15 protein-coding genes and 1 pseudogene are annotated in these 14,829 nt (G+C 70.6%); 7 read left to right on the forward strand and 9 right to left on the reverse strand.

The annotated features are described in order from the left end of the window. Positions 1–127: 127 nt before the first annotated feature. Positions 128–667, reverse strand: coding sequence for an RNA 2'-phosphotransferase (locus ACIQ5Y_RS05735; RefSeq protein WP_403875277.1), 540 nt, complete (start codon positions 665–667; stop codon positions 128–130). A 133-nt stretch (positions 668–800) separates the two neighbouring features. Here ACIQ5Y_RS05735 and ACIQ5Y_RS05740 point away from each other — a divergent pair, with 133 nt between their 5' ends. Next, positions 801–1,562, forward strand: coding sequence for an aquaporin (locus tag ACIQ5Y_RS05740; protein ID WP_403875279.1), 762 nt, complete (start codon positions 801–803; stop codon positions 1,560–1,562). Positions 1,563–1,760: 198 nt separating this feature from the next. Here ACIQ5Y_RS05740 and ACIQ5Y_RS05745 read toward each other — a convergent pair whose 3' ends face one another. The 4 genes and pseudogenes from ACIQ5Y_RS05745 to ACIQ5Y_RS05760 all read right to left on the reverse strand — a co-directional run bounded on the left by ACIQ5Y_RS05745 (position 1,761) and on the right by ACIQ5Y_RS05760 (position 5,540). Next, a complete protein-coding gene (locus tag ACIQ5Y_RS05745; protein ID WP_403875281.1) occupies positions 1,761–2,687 on the reverse strand; it encodes a MerR family transcriptional regulator in 927 nt (308 codons plus the stop codon). Between the two features lie 10 nt (positions 2,688–2,697). After that, positions 2,698–2,850 (reverse strand): annotated as a pseudogene (locus ACIQ5Y_RS05750) (metal-dependent hydrolase); the annotation flags it as partial. 27 nt (positions 2,851–2,877) lie between these two features. Further along, positions 2,878–4,686, reverse strand: a complete 1,809-nt coding sequence (locus tag ACIQ5Y_RS05755) for an SDR family oxidoreductase (RefSeq protein WP_403875283.1) — start codon at positions 4,684–4,686, stop codon at positions 2,878–2,880. Further along, positions 4,683–5,540: a M24 family metallopeptidase gene (locus ACIQ5Y_RS05760; protein ID WP_403875285.1), complete on the reverse strand. Its 858-nt coding sequence runs from the start codon at positions 5,538–5,540 to the stop codon at positions 4,683–4,685. Before ACIQ5Y_RS05760 ends, ACIQ5Y_RS05755 begins: the two co-directional genes overlap by 4 nt. A gap of 218 nt (positions 5,541–5,758) precedes the next feature. Here ACIQ5Y_RS05760 and ACIQ5Y_RS05765 point away from each other — a divergent pair, with 218 nt between their 5' ends. From ACIQ5Y_RS05765 to ACIQ5Y_RS05785, 5 genes are all read left to right on the forward strand, one after another. Continuing rightward, entirely contained in the window at positions 5,759–6,748 is a 990-nt protein-coding gene (locus ACIQ5Y_RS05765; RefSeq protein ID WP_403875286.1) for an ABC transporter ATP-binding protein, read from the forward strand. Beyond that, positions 6,738–7,625 carry an ABC transporter permease gene (locus ACIQ5Y_RS05770; protein ID WP_403875288.1) on the forward strand — a complete coding sequence of 296 codons (888 nt, stop codon included), beginning with the start codon at positions 6,738–6,740 and terminating at the stop codon, positions 7,623–7,625. Before ACIQ5Y_RS05765 ends, ACIQ5Y_RS05770 begins: the two co-directional genes overlap by 11 nt. Further along, positions 7,622–8,533 carry an ABC transporter ATP-binding protein gene (locus tag ACIQ5Y_RS05775; RefSeq protein WP_403875290.1) on the forward strand — a complete coding sequence of 304 codons (912 nt, stop codon included), beginning with the start codon at positions 7,622–7,624 and terminating at the stop codon, positions 8,531–8,533. The genes ACIQ5Y_RS05770 and ACIQ5Y_RS05775 overlap by 4 nt, the downstream gene beginning before the upstream one ends. A 15-nt stretch (positions 8,534–8,548) precedes the next feature. Further along, positions 8,549–9,268 (forward strand): ABC transporter permease, encoded by a 720-nt coding sequence (locus ACIQ5Y_RS05780; protein WP_403875292.1) that lies wholly within the window; start codon positions 8,549–8,551, stop codon positions 9,266–9,268. 83 nt (positions 9,269–9,351) lie between these two features. Continuing rightward, positions 9,352–10,008 carry a rhomboid-like protein gene (locus ACIQ5Y_RS05785; protein ID WP_403875294.1) on the forward strand — a complete coding sequence of 219 codons (657 nt, stop codon included), beginning with the start codon at positions 9,352–9,354 and terminating at the stop codon, positions 10,006–10,008. A 47-nt stretch (positions 10,009–10,055) separates the two neighbouring features. Here the strand turns inward: ACIQ5Y_RS05785 and ACIQ5Y_RS05790 are convergent, their stop codons facing one another. Beyond that, entirely contained in the window at positions 10,056–10,706 is a 651-nt protein-coding gene (locus tag ACIQ5Y_RS05790) for a response regulator (RefSeq protein ID WP_403875296.1), read from the reverse strand. Positions 10,707–10,716: 10 nt separating this feature from the next. Beyond that, positions 10,717–11,706 carry a sensor histidine kinase gene (locus ACIQ5Y_RS05795; RefSeq protein WP_403875299.1) on the reverse strand — a complete coding sequence of 330 codons (990 nt, stop codon included), beginning with the start codon at positions 11,704–11,706 and terminating at the stop codon, positions 10,717–10,719. Positions 11,707–11,869: 163 nt separating this feature from the next. Between ACIQ5Y_RS05795 and ACIQ5Y_RS05800 the strand changes: the two genes are divergently transcribed. After that, positions 11,870–12,427, forward strand: a complete 558-nt coding sequence (locus ACIQ5Y_RS05800; RefSeq protein ID WP_403875302.1) for a hypothetical protein — start codon at positions 11,870–11,872, stop codon at positions 12,425–12,427. 138 nt (positions 12,428–12,565) lie between these two features. Here the strand turns inward: ACIQ5Y_RS05800 and ACIQ5Y_RS05805 are convergent, their stop codons facing one another. Further along, positions 12,566–13,378 (reverse strand): HAD family hydrolase, encoded by an 813-nt coding sequence (locus ACIQ5Y_RS05805; RefSeq protein WP_403875304.1) that lies wholly within the window; start codon positions 13,376–13,378, stop codon positions 12,566–12,568. After that, positions 13,375–14,652, reverse strand: coding sequence for a serine--tRNA ligase (gene serS, locus ACIQ5Y_RS05810; protein WP_403875307.1), 1,278 nt, complete (start codon positions 14,650–14,652; stop codon positions 13,375–13,377). The genes ACIQ5Y_RS05805 and serS overlap by 4 nt, the downstream gene beginning before the upstream one ends. Positions 14,653–14,829 lie beyond the last annotated feature (177 nt).

Below are 14,829 nucleotides of genomic sequence, written 5' to 3' on the forward strand. Positions count from 1 at the left end.
TCGCGTGCGTGCGTGCATGGTTGGTTCGGCGATCGCGAGGTACCCCCCCTCACGGATCCCGGAGTGGGACACACATTAGGGGGATCGTCCGACAATCCCAGTGTGAATTCCCTCGGCCTCCCGCGTGTTACTGGAAGCGCAGGAAACGCGGTGGTACGGAGTCGACCAGCCACACCCCGTTGGCGCTGATCATGAAGACGTGGCCGGCCTCGCGCATCGCCGCGGCGTCCACGCTGAGCACCACCGGCCGGCCGCGGCGGGCGCCGACCCGGGTGGCGGTCTCCCGGTCGGGGGACAGGTGCACGTGGTGGCGGGCCATCGGGCGCAGGCCCTCGGCGCGGATCGAGTCCAGGGCGGCGGCGACGGTGCCGTGGTAGAGGTACGCCGGTGGCTCGGCCTCCGGAAGATCGAGGTCCACGGTCACGGTGTGGCCCTGGCTGGCGCGGATCCGGGTGCCGTCGACGGCGAACCGCTGTTTGTCGTTGGCCGCGACGACGTGGTCGAGCTCGGCGCGGGTGAAAGGGAACCCGTGCGCGGAGGCCGCCTGTAGAAGATCGTCGATCTCCACCCAACCGTGGGGGTCGAGCACCAGTCCGATCCGTTCCGGCTGATGCCGCAGGTGTTTCGAGACGTATTTGGAGACCTTGACAGTGCGTCTTTCATCCATAAGCCCAGCGTGCCGGGTGGAGGACCTTCCGAAAAGGGATTTTCGTGGTACCAGGTGGCGCTGGACACCGCTATCGTTTTTCCAAGATACGGAATATCTTTTCCGCTGCCACTTCTGCCCAGGGGGAGAAATCATGACAGCCCGTACCTCTCTGCCACGCCGCGCAGCCGCCGAGATCATCGGAACCGCCGGTCTCCTCGTGGTCGTGATCGGTTCCGGAATCAAGGCCGCCCAGCTCAGCGCCGACACGGGCGTGGCCCTCATGGCCAACTCGCTCGCCTCGGCCATCGGCCTCGGGCTGATCATCACCCTCCTCGGGCCGCTGTCCGGCGCCCACCTCAACCCGGTCGTCACCCTGACCAGCTGGTGGGCCCGGCGCACCGGTGGCGAGGGGCTCAGCGGCCGGGACGCCCTCGTCTACACGGCGGCCCAGACCGCGGGCGCCATCAGCGGCGCCGTCCTCGCCGAGGTCATGTTCGGCCGGACCCCGGGTGCCTTCGCCACCCAGGTCCGCGACGGGGGGAACCTGCTCCTCGGAGAGGTGATCGCCACCGCCGGGCTCGTCCTGGTCATCCAGGGCCTGGGTCGCATCGGACGCCCGAGGCTCATCCCGGCCGCGGTCGCCGCGTACATCGCCGCCGCGATCTGGTTCACCTCCTCCGGGTCCTTCGCCAACCCGGCCGGCACCATCGGTCGGTCCTTCACCGACTCCTTCACCGGCATCGCGCCGGAGTCGCTCCCCGGGTTCGTCGCCGCCCAGCTGATCGGCGGGATCCTGGGCCTCGCCCTCGCGGGCATCCTCTACGGAGGTACGCGCACCCCCAGGACGGTGCCGGCCGAGATCGTGCCCGCCGGAACCTCGCCGGCCAAGGGCGAGTTCGAGACCATCGGTTGAGACGGCGGCTCCGTTGCCCACAGGCGAAGTGGACTTGTCCACAGCCGATTGGGCGGGTTTTGACGGCAAACGCGTGATCCGCCCTGTGGACTACTGAGCGGGTGGACGCACATCCGTCCGCACGCGCACCCTCCCGGACGCGCACCCTCCCGGACGCACGCCCTTCCGCATGTCCTTCCGTATGTCCGTCCGCACGCTCTACCGCACGCCCTGGCGCTCACCCCTGCGTGCCAGATCGTTCATCGTCCGGGCCTGGAGCTCCCGCTCCGTCGCCGCCCGGACGAACTCGGCGACGTGCTCCGCCCCGACCAGCTCCTGCACCGCCCGGACCGTCCCGGCCGGCAGCACCACCGGTGAGGGACCCGACGGCTGGGGCGCCCCGGACGCCCCTAGGTGCCTCTGAAGGTGCCGCGTGGCGAACAACCGCATCGCCCGCGCCAGCTCCGCGTCCACCGTCTGCTGGGCCAGTGGCCGCAGCCGCCGCACCATCGTCGCCGCCTCCGCCGCGTCCGCGTCGGTCGGCGGGACCTGCCCGAGGTAACGCGCGAAGACGTGCTCGGTGGTGAACTCCAGGAACCGCGAGGCGATGTGCTCGACCTGGCCGCGCAGTTCCCGCAGATGCCCGGTGATCGCCGACAGCGGTACCCCGGCCGCGTACAGCTCGGCGGCCACGGCCAGCTCCTGCGGGGAAGGCACCAGGAACTGGTCCGGGCGGCCCGGGATCCGCTCCAGCACCCCCAGCTCGCAGGCCTCGCCCACAGCGTCGTCGTCGGGCTTGCCGCCGAACCGCTCGTTCAGCTCCTCCCGGGTGATCCGGGCAGCCTCCTCGTCGGTCCACGGCCCGTGCACCTCGGCGACCAGCCCCAACACGCCGCCCAGCCCGCGCCCGGCGTCCCAGGCCTCCAGCAGTTCCTTGATGGAGGCCAGGGTGTAGCCGCGGTCCAGCAGGTCCGCGATCTGGCGCAGCCGCGCCAGATGCGTGTCCCGGTAGACGTTGGAGCGGCCCCGCCGCTCCGGCTTCGGCAGCAGGCCGCGGTCCTGGTACGCACGGATCGTGCGTACCGTCGCCCCGCTGTGGTGCGCCAGATCCTCGATCCGGTACTCGGCTACCGCCTGATCGGACAATCCCGGCTCCCTACGACATCGCGGCTCGGCCGACCGCGCCCGCCGCGGCCCGGGCGGCAGGTGAAGCCGCAAGGCACTCGACCGCCCTGCGCGGCGAGCCCTCCTGCGAGGGATGGTACGACCGCCGGATGTAGTGGGGTATGGCCATGCCGAGCTCTCTCCACTAGGGAAGCGGCCCCTTGGCCACCGTTCACAGCCTGGGCTCCAGCCTCGCGATCCTCCGCAGGGTGCGCGGCGCGAAGCGGGACATCCACAGGGCGCCCTTGGACTCCGGAGTCACCGGCACCACCGCTTCGTTGCGCACCACGGCCCGCAGGATCGCGTCGGCGACCTTCTCCGGCGGGAAGTTGCGCAGCCCGTACAGCCGCGAGGAGCGCTCCTGGCGGCGCTTCTCCTCGGCCGCGTCCACCCCGGCGAAGCGCGAGGTCGCGGTGATGTTGGTGTTGACGATGCCGGGGCAGATCGCCGAGACCCCGATCGACTTGGAGGCCAGTTCCGCGCGCAGGCACTCCGACAGCATCAGGACCGCTGCCTTCGAGGTGCTGTAGGCGGGCAGGGTCCTCGAGGGGAGGTAGGCGGCGGCGGAGGCCGTGTTGACGATGTGCCCGCCCTGGCCGCGCTCGGCCATCTGCTTCCCGAATATCCGGCAGCCGTGGATGACGCCCCACAGATTGACGTCGAGGACCTTCTTCCAGTCCTCGGAGCTGGTGTCGAGGAAGGACCCGGACAGGCCGATCCCGGCGTTGTTGACCAGGACGTCCACGACCCCGTACTCGGCGGCGACCTTCGCCGCGAGCTTCTCCATCGCCTGCTCGTCGCTCACGTCCACGCACTCGCCCCAGGCCTCCGGGGCGCCGACGAGGCGGGCCATGTCGGCCGTGCGCGCCGCGCCCTCGCCGTCCCGGTCCACGGCCACCACCCGGGCTCCGGCCTCGGCGAAGGCGAAGGCGGTGGCCCGGCCGATGCCGCTGGCCGCGCCGGTCACCAGCACCAGCCGGCCGCCGAAGTGGTCGGCGTACTTGCCCGGGGCCTTCAGCTCCGGTGCGCGGGTCGCCGGCTCCTCCCGGGCCGTGACGAACTCGGCGACCCAGGCGGCGAGCTGGTCGGGGCGGGTTCGCGGCACCCAGTGCTTGGCGGTCAGTGTCCGGCGCAGCAGGTCCGGAGCCCACCGCTCCAGGTCGTCGTAGAGCCGCTCCGAGAGGAAGGCGTCCCCGGTCGGAGTGATCAGCTGCACCGGGGCGTGCGCGAAGGCGTCCGAGCGGGGCCGGCGCAGCCGGGGTCGTACGTTGTCCCGGTACAGCCAGGCCCCGTGCGCCGCGTCCGAGGGCAGCGAGTCCGTCGGGTAGGAGTCGGACGGGACCTTCTCGACGCGCTCCAGCATTTTCGGCCACCGCTTGCCGAGGGGCCCGCGCCAGGCGAGCTCCGGCAGCACGGGCGTGTGCAGCATGTACACGTACCAGGACTTGGCGCCTTGGCCGAGCAGTTGTGCCGCCCGGCGCGGGGTGGGCCGCGACATCCGCTTCTTGATCCAGTGCCCGAAGTGGTCGAGGGAGGGCCCCGACACCGAGGTGAAGGAGGCGATGCGGCCCTCGGTGCGGGCGACCGTCGCGAACTCCCAGCCCTGTACCGAGCCCCAGTCGTGGCCGACCAGGTGCACCGGCCGGTCGGGGCTGACGGCGTCCGCCACGGCCAGGAAGTCGTCGGTCAGCTTCTCCAGGGTGAAGCCGCCGCGCAGCGGCTGCGGCGCGCTGGAGCGCCCGTGGCCGCGTACGTCGTACAGCACGACGTGGAAGCGTTCCGCGAGCCGCTCGGCCACCTCGGACCAGACTTCCTTGCTGTCCGGATAGCCGTGCACCAGCACCACGGTCGGCCGGTCCGTCTCGCCGAGCTCGACGACGCAGAGCTCGATGCCGCCGGTGCCCACCCGGCGCTCGCGCGCGCCGGCCAGTCCCGCCACGCCCGCTCCACCGGTGCCGTTCATACGGTTCATGCCGCTCATGCTGCCTTCTCCTCGGCCCAGCGCCGCACGTGCGGCAGATCGTCGTCCAGCCAGAACGCGCTCTCCTCGGGATCCCGGGAGTCGGTGACGACCAGGATCTCCTCGAACTTCGCGCCCGTGCCCCGGAATCCCAGATGGGGCTCCACCGCCCACAGGCCGGGCTGCGGCGCGTGGTCGGAGAACTTGTACGGGCTCCACAGCGGGGACCAGCCGTCGCGGTGTCCGTGCAGGGCGTCACCGGCCAGCCCCTTGAGGGACTGCGTGCCGAAACCGAACAACGTCGGCGACCAGCGCCGTTCCTTGACCCGGTCGATCTTGTGGGCGATGACGCCGAAGGGGTAGGCGCGGTGCCGGTTGGCGTACCCCTGCCGGGTCATCAGCCGCTCGACGTTCTCGTAGATCTCGCGCAGCGATCGGCGCTCGCGCACCTGCTCCAGGATCAGTACCCGGTGTTCCCGCAGGTCGGACATGAGCCGGTCCTGCACCGGATTCAGCCCGAGGCTGCCCGAGTACCCGATGTCGGCCGCGTACCCCTTGTAGACCGGGGCCATGTCGAGGATGAACGGCATCCCCGGCTCCAGCTTCCGGTTGGTGGGGAAGAACTGGAGCGGGATCTTGAAGTTCACGAACGCGGTGCGGTCCCCGAACCAGGCGAACGGCAGGTGGAACCAGTCCCGTACGCCCCGCTCGCGCAGCCACTCGCGCTGCATGCGCGCGGCTTCGCGCTCGGTCACCCCGGGCCGCAGCTGGGCCGCGACGGCCTCCGCGCACTCGTAGGAGAGGCGTTGCACTTCCCTGAACCCGCGCAGGTCGGTGTCGAGTCGCGCGGTGCGTTGCTTGGTGTCCCCAGCCATGCCAGCAGTCCCGTCCCCTGTAGCCGTACGCGCCCGTAAGTTGACACTGATGAATGTGACAATGGCTGGAGATCACGTCAAGGCCCGTGCACGGACCTGTGGACAAACTTGTCCGGGTCACATCAGCCTCCAGTACGGGTGCATACGCCGGAAGGCTGAGACGGGATACAGCTCAAGGTCTGACGATTCGCGAGGCCCACGCCACTAACGTCGAACCCGTGACTGTCATCGCGACCGAAAGCCTGAGCAAGCGGTACCCCCGAGTGACCGCCCTCGACCGGCTCTCCCTGGACATCGGGCCCGGTGTGACCGGCCTTGTGGGTGCCAACGGAGCCGGCAAGTCCACGCTGATCAAGATCCTGCTGGGACTGTCCCCCGCCACCGAGGGCAGCGCCGCCGTGCTCGGCCTCGACGTCAATACGCATGGCAGCGCCATCCGTGAACGCGTCGGCTACATGCCCGAGCACGACTGCCTGCCACCCGACGTCTCGGCCACCGAGTTCGTCGTCCACATGGCCCGCATGTCCGGGCTGCCGCCGACCGCCGCCCGCGAGCGCACGGCCGACACCCTGCGCCACGTCGGACTGTACGAGGAGCGCTACCGTCCCATCGGCGGCTACTCCACCGGCATGAAGCAGCGCGTCAAGCTCGCCCAGGCGCTGGTCCACGACCCCCAGCTCGTCCTCCTCGACGAGCCGACCAACGGCCTGGACCCGGTCGGCCGCGACGAGATGCTCGGCCTGATCCGCCGTGTCTACACCGACTTCGGCATCTCCGTCCTGGTCACCTCCCACCTCCTCGGCGAGCTGGAGCGGACCTGCGACCACGTCGTGGTCGTCGACGGCGGCAAGCTGCTGCGCTCCAGCTCCACCAGCGACTTCACCCAGACCACCACGACCCTCGCGGTCGAGGTCACCGACTCCGACGCCCACCCGGACGGCACCGCCGCCCTGCGGAAGGCGCTCGCCGCCGCCGGCCTCACCCTCCACGCGGGCGAGGAGCAGGGCCTGCCCGGCGCCGGCCACATCCTCCTCGTCGAGGCCGACGGGGACCGCGCGTACGACACCGTCCGCGACACCGTCGCCGACCTCGGTCTCGGCCTGGTCCGCATGGAACAGCGCCGCCACCACATCGCGGAGGTCTTCCGCGACAACGACCAGCCCGCGCACCTCGTCCAGCAGAAGGGAGCCGGTTCCGATGGCGCCTGACACCTCGACCCAGATCCACAACATCGGCTACCGGTCCTACGACGGGCCCCGGCTCGGCCGCGCCTACGCCCGCAAGTCGCTGTTCTCGCAGTCCCTGCGCGGCGCCTACGGACTGGGCCGCTCCGCCAAGTCCAAGGTCCTCCCGATGATCCTCTTCGCGGTGATGTGCGTCCCCGCGCTGATCCTCGTCGCGGTCGCCATCGCCGTACCCGGCTCCACCGACCTGCCGATCAAGTACACGACGTACGCCCTGACCACCCAGGTGGTCATCGGCCTCTACCTCGCCTCCCAGGCCCCCCAGTCGGTCTCGCGGGACCTGCGCTTCAAGACGGTGCCGCTCTACTTCTCGCGGCCCATCGAACGCGTCGACTACGTCGTGGCCAAGTTCGCCGCCATGGCCTCGGCCCTCTTCATCCTCACGGCCACCCCACTGCTGATCATGTGGATCGGCTCGCTCCTGGCGAAGTTCGACTTCGCCGACCAGACCAAGGGATTCGGACAGGGACTGGTGTCGGTTCTCCTGCTGTCGCTGCTCTTCGCCGGCCTCGGCCTCGTCATGGCCGCGCTCACCCCGCGCCGCGGATTCGGCGTCGCCGCCGTCATCGCCCTGCTGCTCATCCCCTTCGGTGCGGTCACCGCGGTGCAGGGCGTCGCCTACTCCACCGGGAACACCGGGGCCATCGAGTGGATGGGGCTGTTCTCCCCGATCACCCTCATCGACGGGATGCAGGCCGCCTTCCTTGGCGCCACTTCCGCCTTCCCCGGCGGCGAAGGCCCGTCGGCCGGTGTCGGTGTCGTCTACCTGCTCGTCATCCTCGGCCTCATCGCCGGCTCCTACGCCGCCCTGATGGCCCGCTACCGGAAGGCCGGGCTGTGACAGTCATCGACATCGACCACACCTCACGCTGGTTCGGGAACGTCGTCGCCGTCAACGACGTGACCATGAGCATCGGCCCCGGCGTCACCGGACTGCTCGGCCCCAACGGCGCCGGCAAGTCCACGCTCATCAACATGATGGGCGGCTTCCTCGCCCCCTCCACGGGCACCGTCACCCTCGACGGCGCCCCGATCTGGCAGAACGAGCAGGTCTACAAGCACGTGGGCGTCGTGCCCGAGCGCGAGGCCATGTACGACTTCCTCACCGGTCGGGAGTTCGTCGTCGCCAACGCCGAACTGCACGGCCTCGACGACGCGGCCGCCCAGCGGGCACTCGCCACCGTCGAGATGGAGTACGCCCAGGACCGCAAGATCTCCACGTACTCCAAGGGCATGCGCCAGCGCGTGAAGATGGCCTCCGCCCTCGTCCACGACCCCTCCGTGCTGCTCCTGGACGAGCCGTTCAACGGCATGGACCCGCGCCAGCGCATGCAGCTGATGGACCTCCTGCGGCGCATGGGCGACGAGGGACGCACCGTCCTGTTCTCCTCCCACATCCTGGAGGAGGTCGAGCAGCTCGCCTCCCACATCGAGGTCGTCGTCGCCGGCCGGCACGCGGCCTCCGGCGACTTCCGCAAGATCCGCCGACTCATGACGGACCGCCCGCACCGCTACCTGGTCCGCTCCTCCGACGACCGGGCCCTCGCCGCGGCCCTGATCGCCGACCCCTCCACCGCCGGCATCGAGGTCGACCTGAAGGAAGGCGCGCTGCGCATCCAGGCCGTCGACTTCGGCAGGTTCACCGAACTGCTGCCCCGGGTGGCCCGGGCGCACGGCATCCGCCTCATGACGGTCTCGCCCTCCGACGAGTCCCTCGAGTCGGTCTTCTCCTACCTCGTCTCGGCCTGAAAGGAGCTGGCACCCATGTACAACCCCACCGTCGCCCGGCTCACCTACCGGGCCCTGCTCGGCCGACGCCGCGCGATGATCCTCTTCGCGCTGCCCGCCCTGCTGATCGTCATCGCGATCGCGGTGCGCACCTTCGCCGGAGTGGACGACAGGGTCGCGGCCGACCTCCTCGGAGGCTTCGCCCTCGCCACCATGGTTCCGCTGATCGGCGTCATCGCCGGTACCGGCGCCATCGGGCCCGAGATCGACGACGGCTCGATCGTCTACCTGCTCGCCAAGCCGGTGAAGCGCCCGACGATCATCATGACCAAGCTGACCGTGGCCATCGCCGTCACCATGGCCTTCTCCGCGATCCCCACCCTGATCGCCGGATTCATCCTCAACGGCAACGGCCAGCAGATCGCCGTCGCCTACACCGTCGCCGCCCTCGTCGCCTCGATCGCCTACAGCGCGCTGTTCCTGCTGCTGGGCACCGTCAGCCGGCACGCGGTCGTCTTCGGCCTGGTCTACGCCCTGATCTGGGAGTCGCTCTTCGGCAGCCTGGTCTCCGGAGCCAAGACCCTCAGCGTCCAGCAGTGGGCCCTCGCCCTCGCGGAGAAGGTCGCCGGACCCGGCTACGTGGACGCCACCGTGGCCCTGCCCACCGCCGTGATCCTGCTCGCCGTGGTCACCGTGGGCGCCACCGTCTACGCCGGCCAGAAGCTGCGCCGCCTCACCCTGGCGGGCGAGGAATAGGCCCGCGCGACCGCTCCGCGCGCTGTGCCCCGCCCGGCCCATTCGGCCAGGCGGGGCACAGGTTTTGGGGCCATGATCGGTTCATGATCGAGCAGAGCGACCCGGAGCCGTCCAGGCCACTGCGGTCCTGGATACGTTCCTCACCGGGAACGCACATATGGCTGCTGATCATCGCCGTCACCAGCATCGTCGTCGCGATCGCGCCCGACCAGATCGAGCGCGTCCTGCTCCACCGCAACAGCAGCAACATCCACCAGCTCGTCAAGTACCCGGTCCGGGCGCTCCTCAGCAGCGCGTTCTGGATCGAGGACCCGGCCTCGCTCGCCCTGTACGTCGTGCTCTTCGAGGTCTTCCACGCCCCAGTCGAACGCTGGCTCGGCACCCTGCGCTGGCTCGTGATCGTCGCGACCGCCCATATCGTCGCCACCCTGATCAGCCAGAAGGTCCTGCTGACGGCCATCCAGGCCCACGAGGCCCCGCGCAGCATGACCCACGTCGTCGACATCGGCGTCAGCTACGGCCTCGCGGCCTCCGTCGGCGTCCTCACCTACCGGATCCCCAACCCCTGGCGATGGCTCTACCTCGCCGGGGCGGTCGCCTTCTTCGGCATCCCCCTCGCCACCGGCGGCACCTTCACCGACCTCGGCCACGCCGTCTCGCTCGCCGTCGGTCTGCTCGCCTGGCCCCTCACCCGCCACGTCGTTCCTCCCCCGGCCACCACTGGGAGGTACTCACTGTGAAACCGGGTCATGTTTCACGTGAAACATGACCAAGCGGCTCTTCCGGACTAGTCGGCTTCCGGCTCCGCGGTGACCAGGCCGTGCTCCCACGCCCACGCGGCGATCCCCACCCGGTTGCGCGCTCCGAGCTTCGACTGGACGTTCGCGATGTGGGTCTTCGCCGTCCCCGCGCTGATGAACAGCTCCGCGCCGATCTCCGCGTTGGTCAGTCCCCGCGCCACCAGCCGTACGATCTCCAGCTCCCGCCCCGTCAGCGGATGGGCCGCGGGCCGGGCGACCGGACCCGCCTGGGTCAGCCGGCTCAGCAGCCGCACCGTGATCTGCGGACTGATCAGCGTGTCCCCGGCCATCGCCGCCCGCACTCCCTCGATCAGCAGCGCCGGACCCGATCGCTTCAGCAGGAACCCACAGGCACCGTTGCGCAGCGCGGTCTGCACGTACTCGTCCAGGTCGAAGGTGGTCACGACCACCACCCGCGTCTGCGGGGCGAGCAGCCGGGTCACCTCCAGTCCGTCGAGGCGCGGCATCCGGATGTCCGCAAGGACCACGTCCGGCCGCAGCTCCCGGGCCAGCGCCACCGCGCTCTCCCCGTCCCCCGCCTCGCCCACCACGGTCATGTCCGGCTGTGAATCCAGGATCAGCCGGAAACCGCTGCGGATGTCCTCTTGATCGTCGGCTATCAGGATGCGTGTGGTCACGCCGCCATGATCACCCGAGCGGGTGCCCCTGTGTCGGGAAGACCGCACAAACCCGCCAACCGCCGTCCGGGTCCGCACCGGCGGACAGGGTCCCGCCGGCGGCCTCCACCCGCCCGCGCAGCCCGGCCAGCCCGGTCCCGCCCCGCTTCCGGCCGGTCAGCAGCCCGCCCGCGCCGCGAGGGGCCGCGGAGTTGGCCACGCTCAGCTCCACGCCGCCCTCCGCCCGGCTCACGGCCACCCGCACCGTGGTGGCCCCGGCCGCGTGCCGGCGTACGTTCGTCAGGGCCTCCACGGCCACCCGGTACGCGGTGGTGTCCGCCTCCCGCGAGAGCTCCCGTACCGCGTCCGGATCGGCCTCCAGCGTCCCGCCCTCGAACCGCTCCACGACCGCCGGGAGTTCGGCGAGACCCGGCACCGGGGCGGTCGGACCGCCCGAGGCCTCCCGGAGCGCGTGCACGGTCCGGTCCAGCGACTCCAGCGCGCTCAGCCCCGCCGTCTCGATGCGTTCGAGGGCTCGGACCGCCTGACCGGGATCCTGTGCCGCGACGAACCGGGCGGCCTGTGCCTGCACGACGATCGCGCTCACGTCGTGGGCCACGAAGTCGTGGAGATCACGGGCCAGTTCGAGCTGCTGGTCACGTCGCGCGTCCCGCACGGCCCGTCGCATCAGTCCCTCCTGCCGGCGCAGATGGCCGCCGAGGCCGACCGCGCCGAAGGCGGGCACCGCCCAGAAGGCCGCGGCTCCGCACACCTCCAGCCACGAACCGTCCCCCCACACCATGGGGACCGGCCACAACGCCACCACCGCCACGCCCAGGGCGCCCGCGAGGCTCCCGGACCGTACCGGGGACCACCGGGCCACCAGGGCCAGCAGCGGCAACAGAACCGCCATACCCGCCAGCGTCCAGGCGCTCGGCAGACCCAGGGCCGAACCGGCCAGGGACAGCAGGCTCGCCACGGCCAGGGCGGGGGCGTAGATCGCGCTCGGTCGCAAGGTCACCCTCCGGACCCTATGGGCCGGCCCGACCCTCCGGCATCTGCCGATCGGCAGACGCCGGAGGGTCGGGCCGCTCCCGCGTCATGCCGATCGGCGGATGGTTCCGGAAGGTCGGCCGGACCAGGCTTGAGCCATCACCAACAGCCATCCGAAAGGGACTTGGACGATGAACACGCTCACTGCCGCACCCGCCACATCCGCCGCACCCGCCACCTCCACCGTTGCCGGCGTCGGCCGCGCGGTCAACCTGGCCGCCCACGCGGCCGCCCTCACCCTCCTGCCCAGCGGACTGTGGAGGATCGCCATGGCGGTCGGCATCGACGTCGGCTGGGGACCGGGGAGCGGCCTGGAGGCCGAACTCTTCCCCGGGGTGTGGTCCTTCTACCTGGTCGGTCTCAGCGTCTTCGCCGAGTGCCTCGGCCTGCTCACCCTCGGCCTCGTCCAGCGCTGGGGCGAGGTGCTGCCCGGCTGGGTCCCGTGGCTGGGCGGCCGCCGGATCCCGCCCCTCGCCGCGGTCGTCCCCGCGGCCCTCGGAGCGGCCGCCGTGACCGCGCTCGGCGTGCTCGGCCTCTTCACCTGGGGCTCCAACATGGCGGACGCCAACGTCCCCAGCGGCGGCCACTGGTGGCTCATGACCCTCTGCTACGCCCCGCTGGTGTTCTGGGGCCCCCTGCTCGCGGTCGTCACCGCCGCCTACTGGCGCCGCCGCCGGCTCCACGGCTGATGCGCCGAAATTCGCTGGTAAGGGGCCTCCGACAGGGGCACAGTTGGTCGTGCGGGGAGCAACAAAAGGTCCGGGACAGCCACTTCGAGCGCGCCTCGCGGCGCGGGCTGTCCCGGACCTCTCGTACGTCCGTACCGGTTACGCGGCGCCCAGCAGGCGCTCCAGCACCACCGCGATGCCGTCCTCCTCGTTGGAGGTCGTCACCTCGTCGGCCACCGCCTTGAGTTCCGCGTGGGCATTGGCCATGGCCACCCCGTGCGCGGCCCAGCCGAACATCGGGATGTCGTTGGGCATGTCGCCGAAGGCGATGGTCTCCGCCGCCTTCACCTTCAGCCGGCGGGCGGCCAGCGACAGCCCGGTGGCCTTGGTCAGCCCCAGCGGCAGGATCTCCACGATGCCCGGACCCGCCATCACGACGTCGACCAGGCTGCCCACGATCTGCCGGGCCACCTGGACGAGCGCGTCGTCGTCCAGCCCGGGGTGCTGGATGTACAGCTTGTTCAGCGGGGCCGTCCACATGGCGGCGGTGTCCTCCAGGTAGAGGGCCGGGAGGCCCTCCTGCACCTGGTAGCCGGGCCCGAAGAGGACCTCGCCGTCGACGCCGTCCCGGCTGGCGGCCAGGGCCAGCGGACCGATCTCCGCCTCGATCTTCGACAGCGCCAGCCCGGCCAGCTGCCGGTCCAGCGTCACCGAGGTCAGCAGCCGATGCGCACCGGCGTCGTAGACCTGCGCGCCCTGCCCGCACACGGCGATCCCCTTGTAACCGAGGTCGTCCAGTACCTTCCGGGTCCAGGGCACGGCCCGGCCGGTGACGATGATGTGCGCCGCGCCCGCCGCGGTGGCCGCGGCGAGCGCTTCACGGGTGCGTTCCGAGACGGTGTCGTCGCCACGCAGCAGCGTGCCGTCGAGATCGGTCGCGACGAGTTTGTACGGGAACGGGACCGGGGTCACTTGGTGATCGGCTCCAGGACCTCGCGGCCGCCGAGGTACGGACGCAGCACCTCGGGCACCCGCACGGAACCGTCGGCCTGCTGGTGGTTCTCCAGGATCGCGACGATCGTGCGCGGTACGGCGCACAGCGTGCCGTTCAGCGTGGCCAGCGGCTGGGTCTTCTTGCCGTCGCGGTAGCGGATCGACAAGCGGCGGGCCTGGAAGCCGTCGCAGTTCGAGGCGGAGGTCAGCTCGCGGTACTTGCCCTGCGTCGGGATCCACGCCTCGCAGTCGAACTTGCGGGAGGCGGAGGCACCCAGGTCACCGGTGGCCACGTCGATCACCTGGAAGGGCAGCTCCAGGCTGGTCAGCCACTGCTTCTCCCACTCCAGGAGGCGCTGGTGCTCGGCCTCGGCGTCCTCCGGCGCGACGTACGAGAACATCTCGACCTTGTCGAACTGGTGGACGCGGAAGATGCCGCGCGTGTCCTTGCCGTAGGTACCGGCCTCACGGCGGAAGCACGGCGAGAAGCCGGCGTACCGCAGCGGAAGCTTGTCGGCGTCGATGATCTCGTCCATGTGGTACGCGGCGAGCGGTACCTCGGAGGTGCCGACCAGGTAGTAGTCGTCCTTCTCCAGGTGGTACACGTTCTCCGCGGCCTGGCCGAGGAAGCCGGTGCCCTCCATGGCGCGCGGGCGGACCAGCGCCGGGGTCAGCATCGGGATGAAGCCTGCGGCGGTGGCCTGCGCGATGGCCGCGTTGACCAGGGCGAGCTCCAGCAGGGCGCCCACACCGGTCAGGTAGTAGAAGCGCGAGCCCGACACCTTCGCGCCGCGCTCGACGTCGATGGCGCCCAGCGACTCGCCGAGCTCCAGGTGGTCCTTGGGCTCGAAGCCCTCGGCGGCGAAGTCGCGGATGGTGCCGTGCGTCTCCAGGACGAGGAAGTCCTCCTCGCCGCCGACGGGGACGTCCTCGTGGACGATGTTGCCGAGCTTGAGGAGCAGCTGCTTCGCGACCTCGTCGGCCTCGTTCTGCTCGGCCTCGGCGGCCTTGACGTCCTGCTTGAGCTGCTCGGCCTTCTTGAGCAGCTCACTGCGCTCCTCGGGGGAGGCCTTGGGGATGAGCTTGCCGAGCGACTTCTGCTCATTGCGCAGTTCGTCGAAGCGCATGCCCGAGGACCTGCGGCGCTCGTCGGCGGAGAGCAGTGCGTCGACGAGTTCGACGTCCTCTCCACGAGCGCGCTGCGAGGCGCGGACACGGTCAGGGTCTTCACGGAGCAGCCGGAGGTCAATCACCCCTCCAGGCTACCGGGCTGGGCTTCCTGGGATCACACCGATATCACGCTGCGTGTCGCTATGTCCTAATTGCGGCGAATGGATAAGTCTTGGCGGGGCGGCCGGAAGTGATCGTTCCTCGACGGTCGATAAAAGCGGCCCATTCCCCGAAAAGGGACAGGGGGTCGGCCGGGGGTC

This window comes from Streptomyces sp. NPDC096339 (assembly GCF_044762985.1).
In the GTDB taxonomy this organism is placed as follows: Bacteria; Actinomycetota; Actinomycetes; order Streptomycetales; family Streptomycetaceae; genus Streptomyces.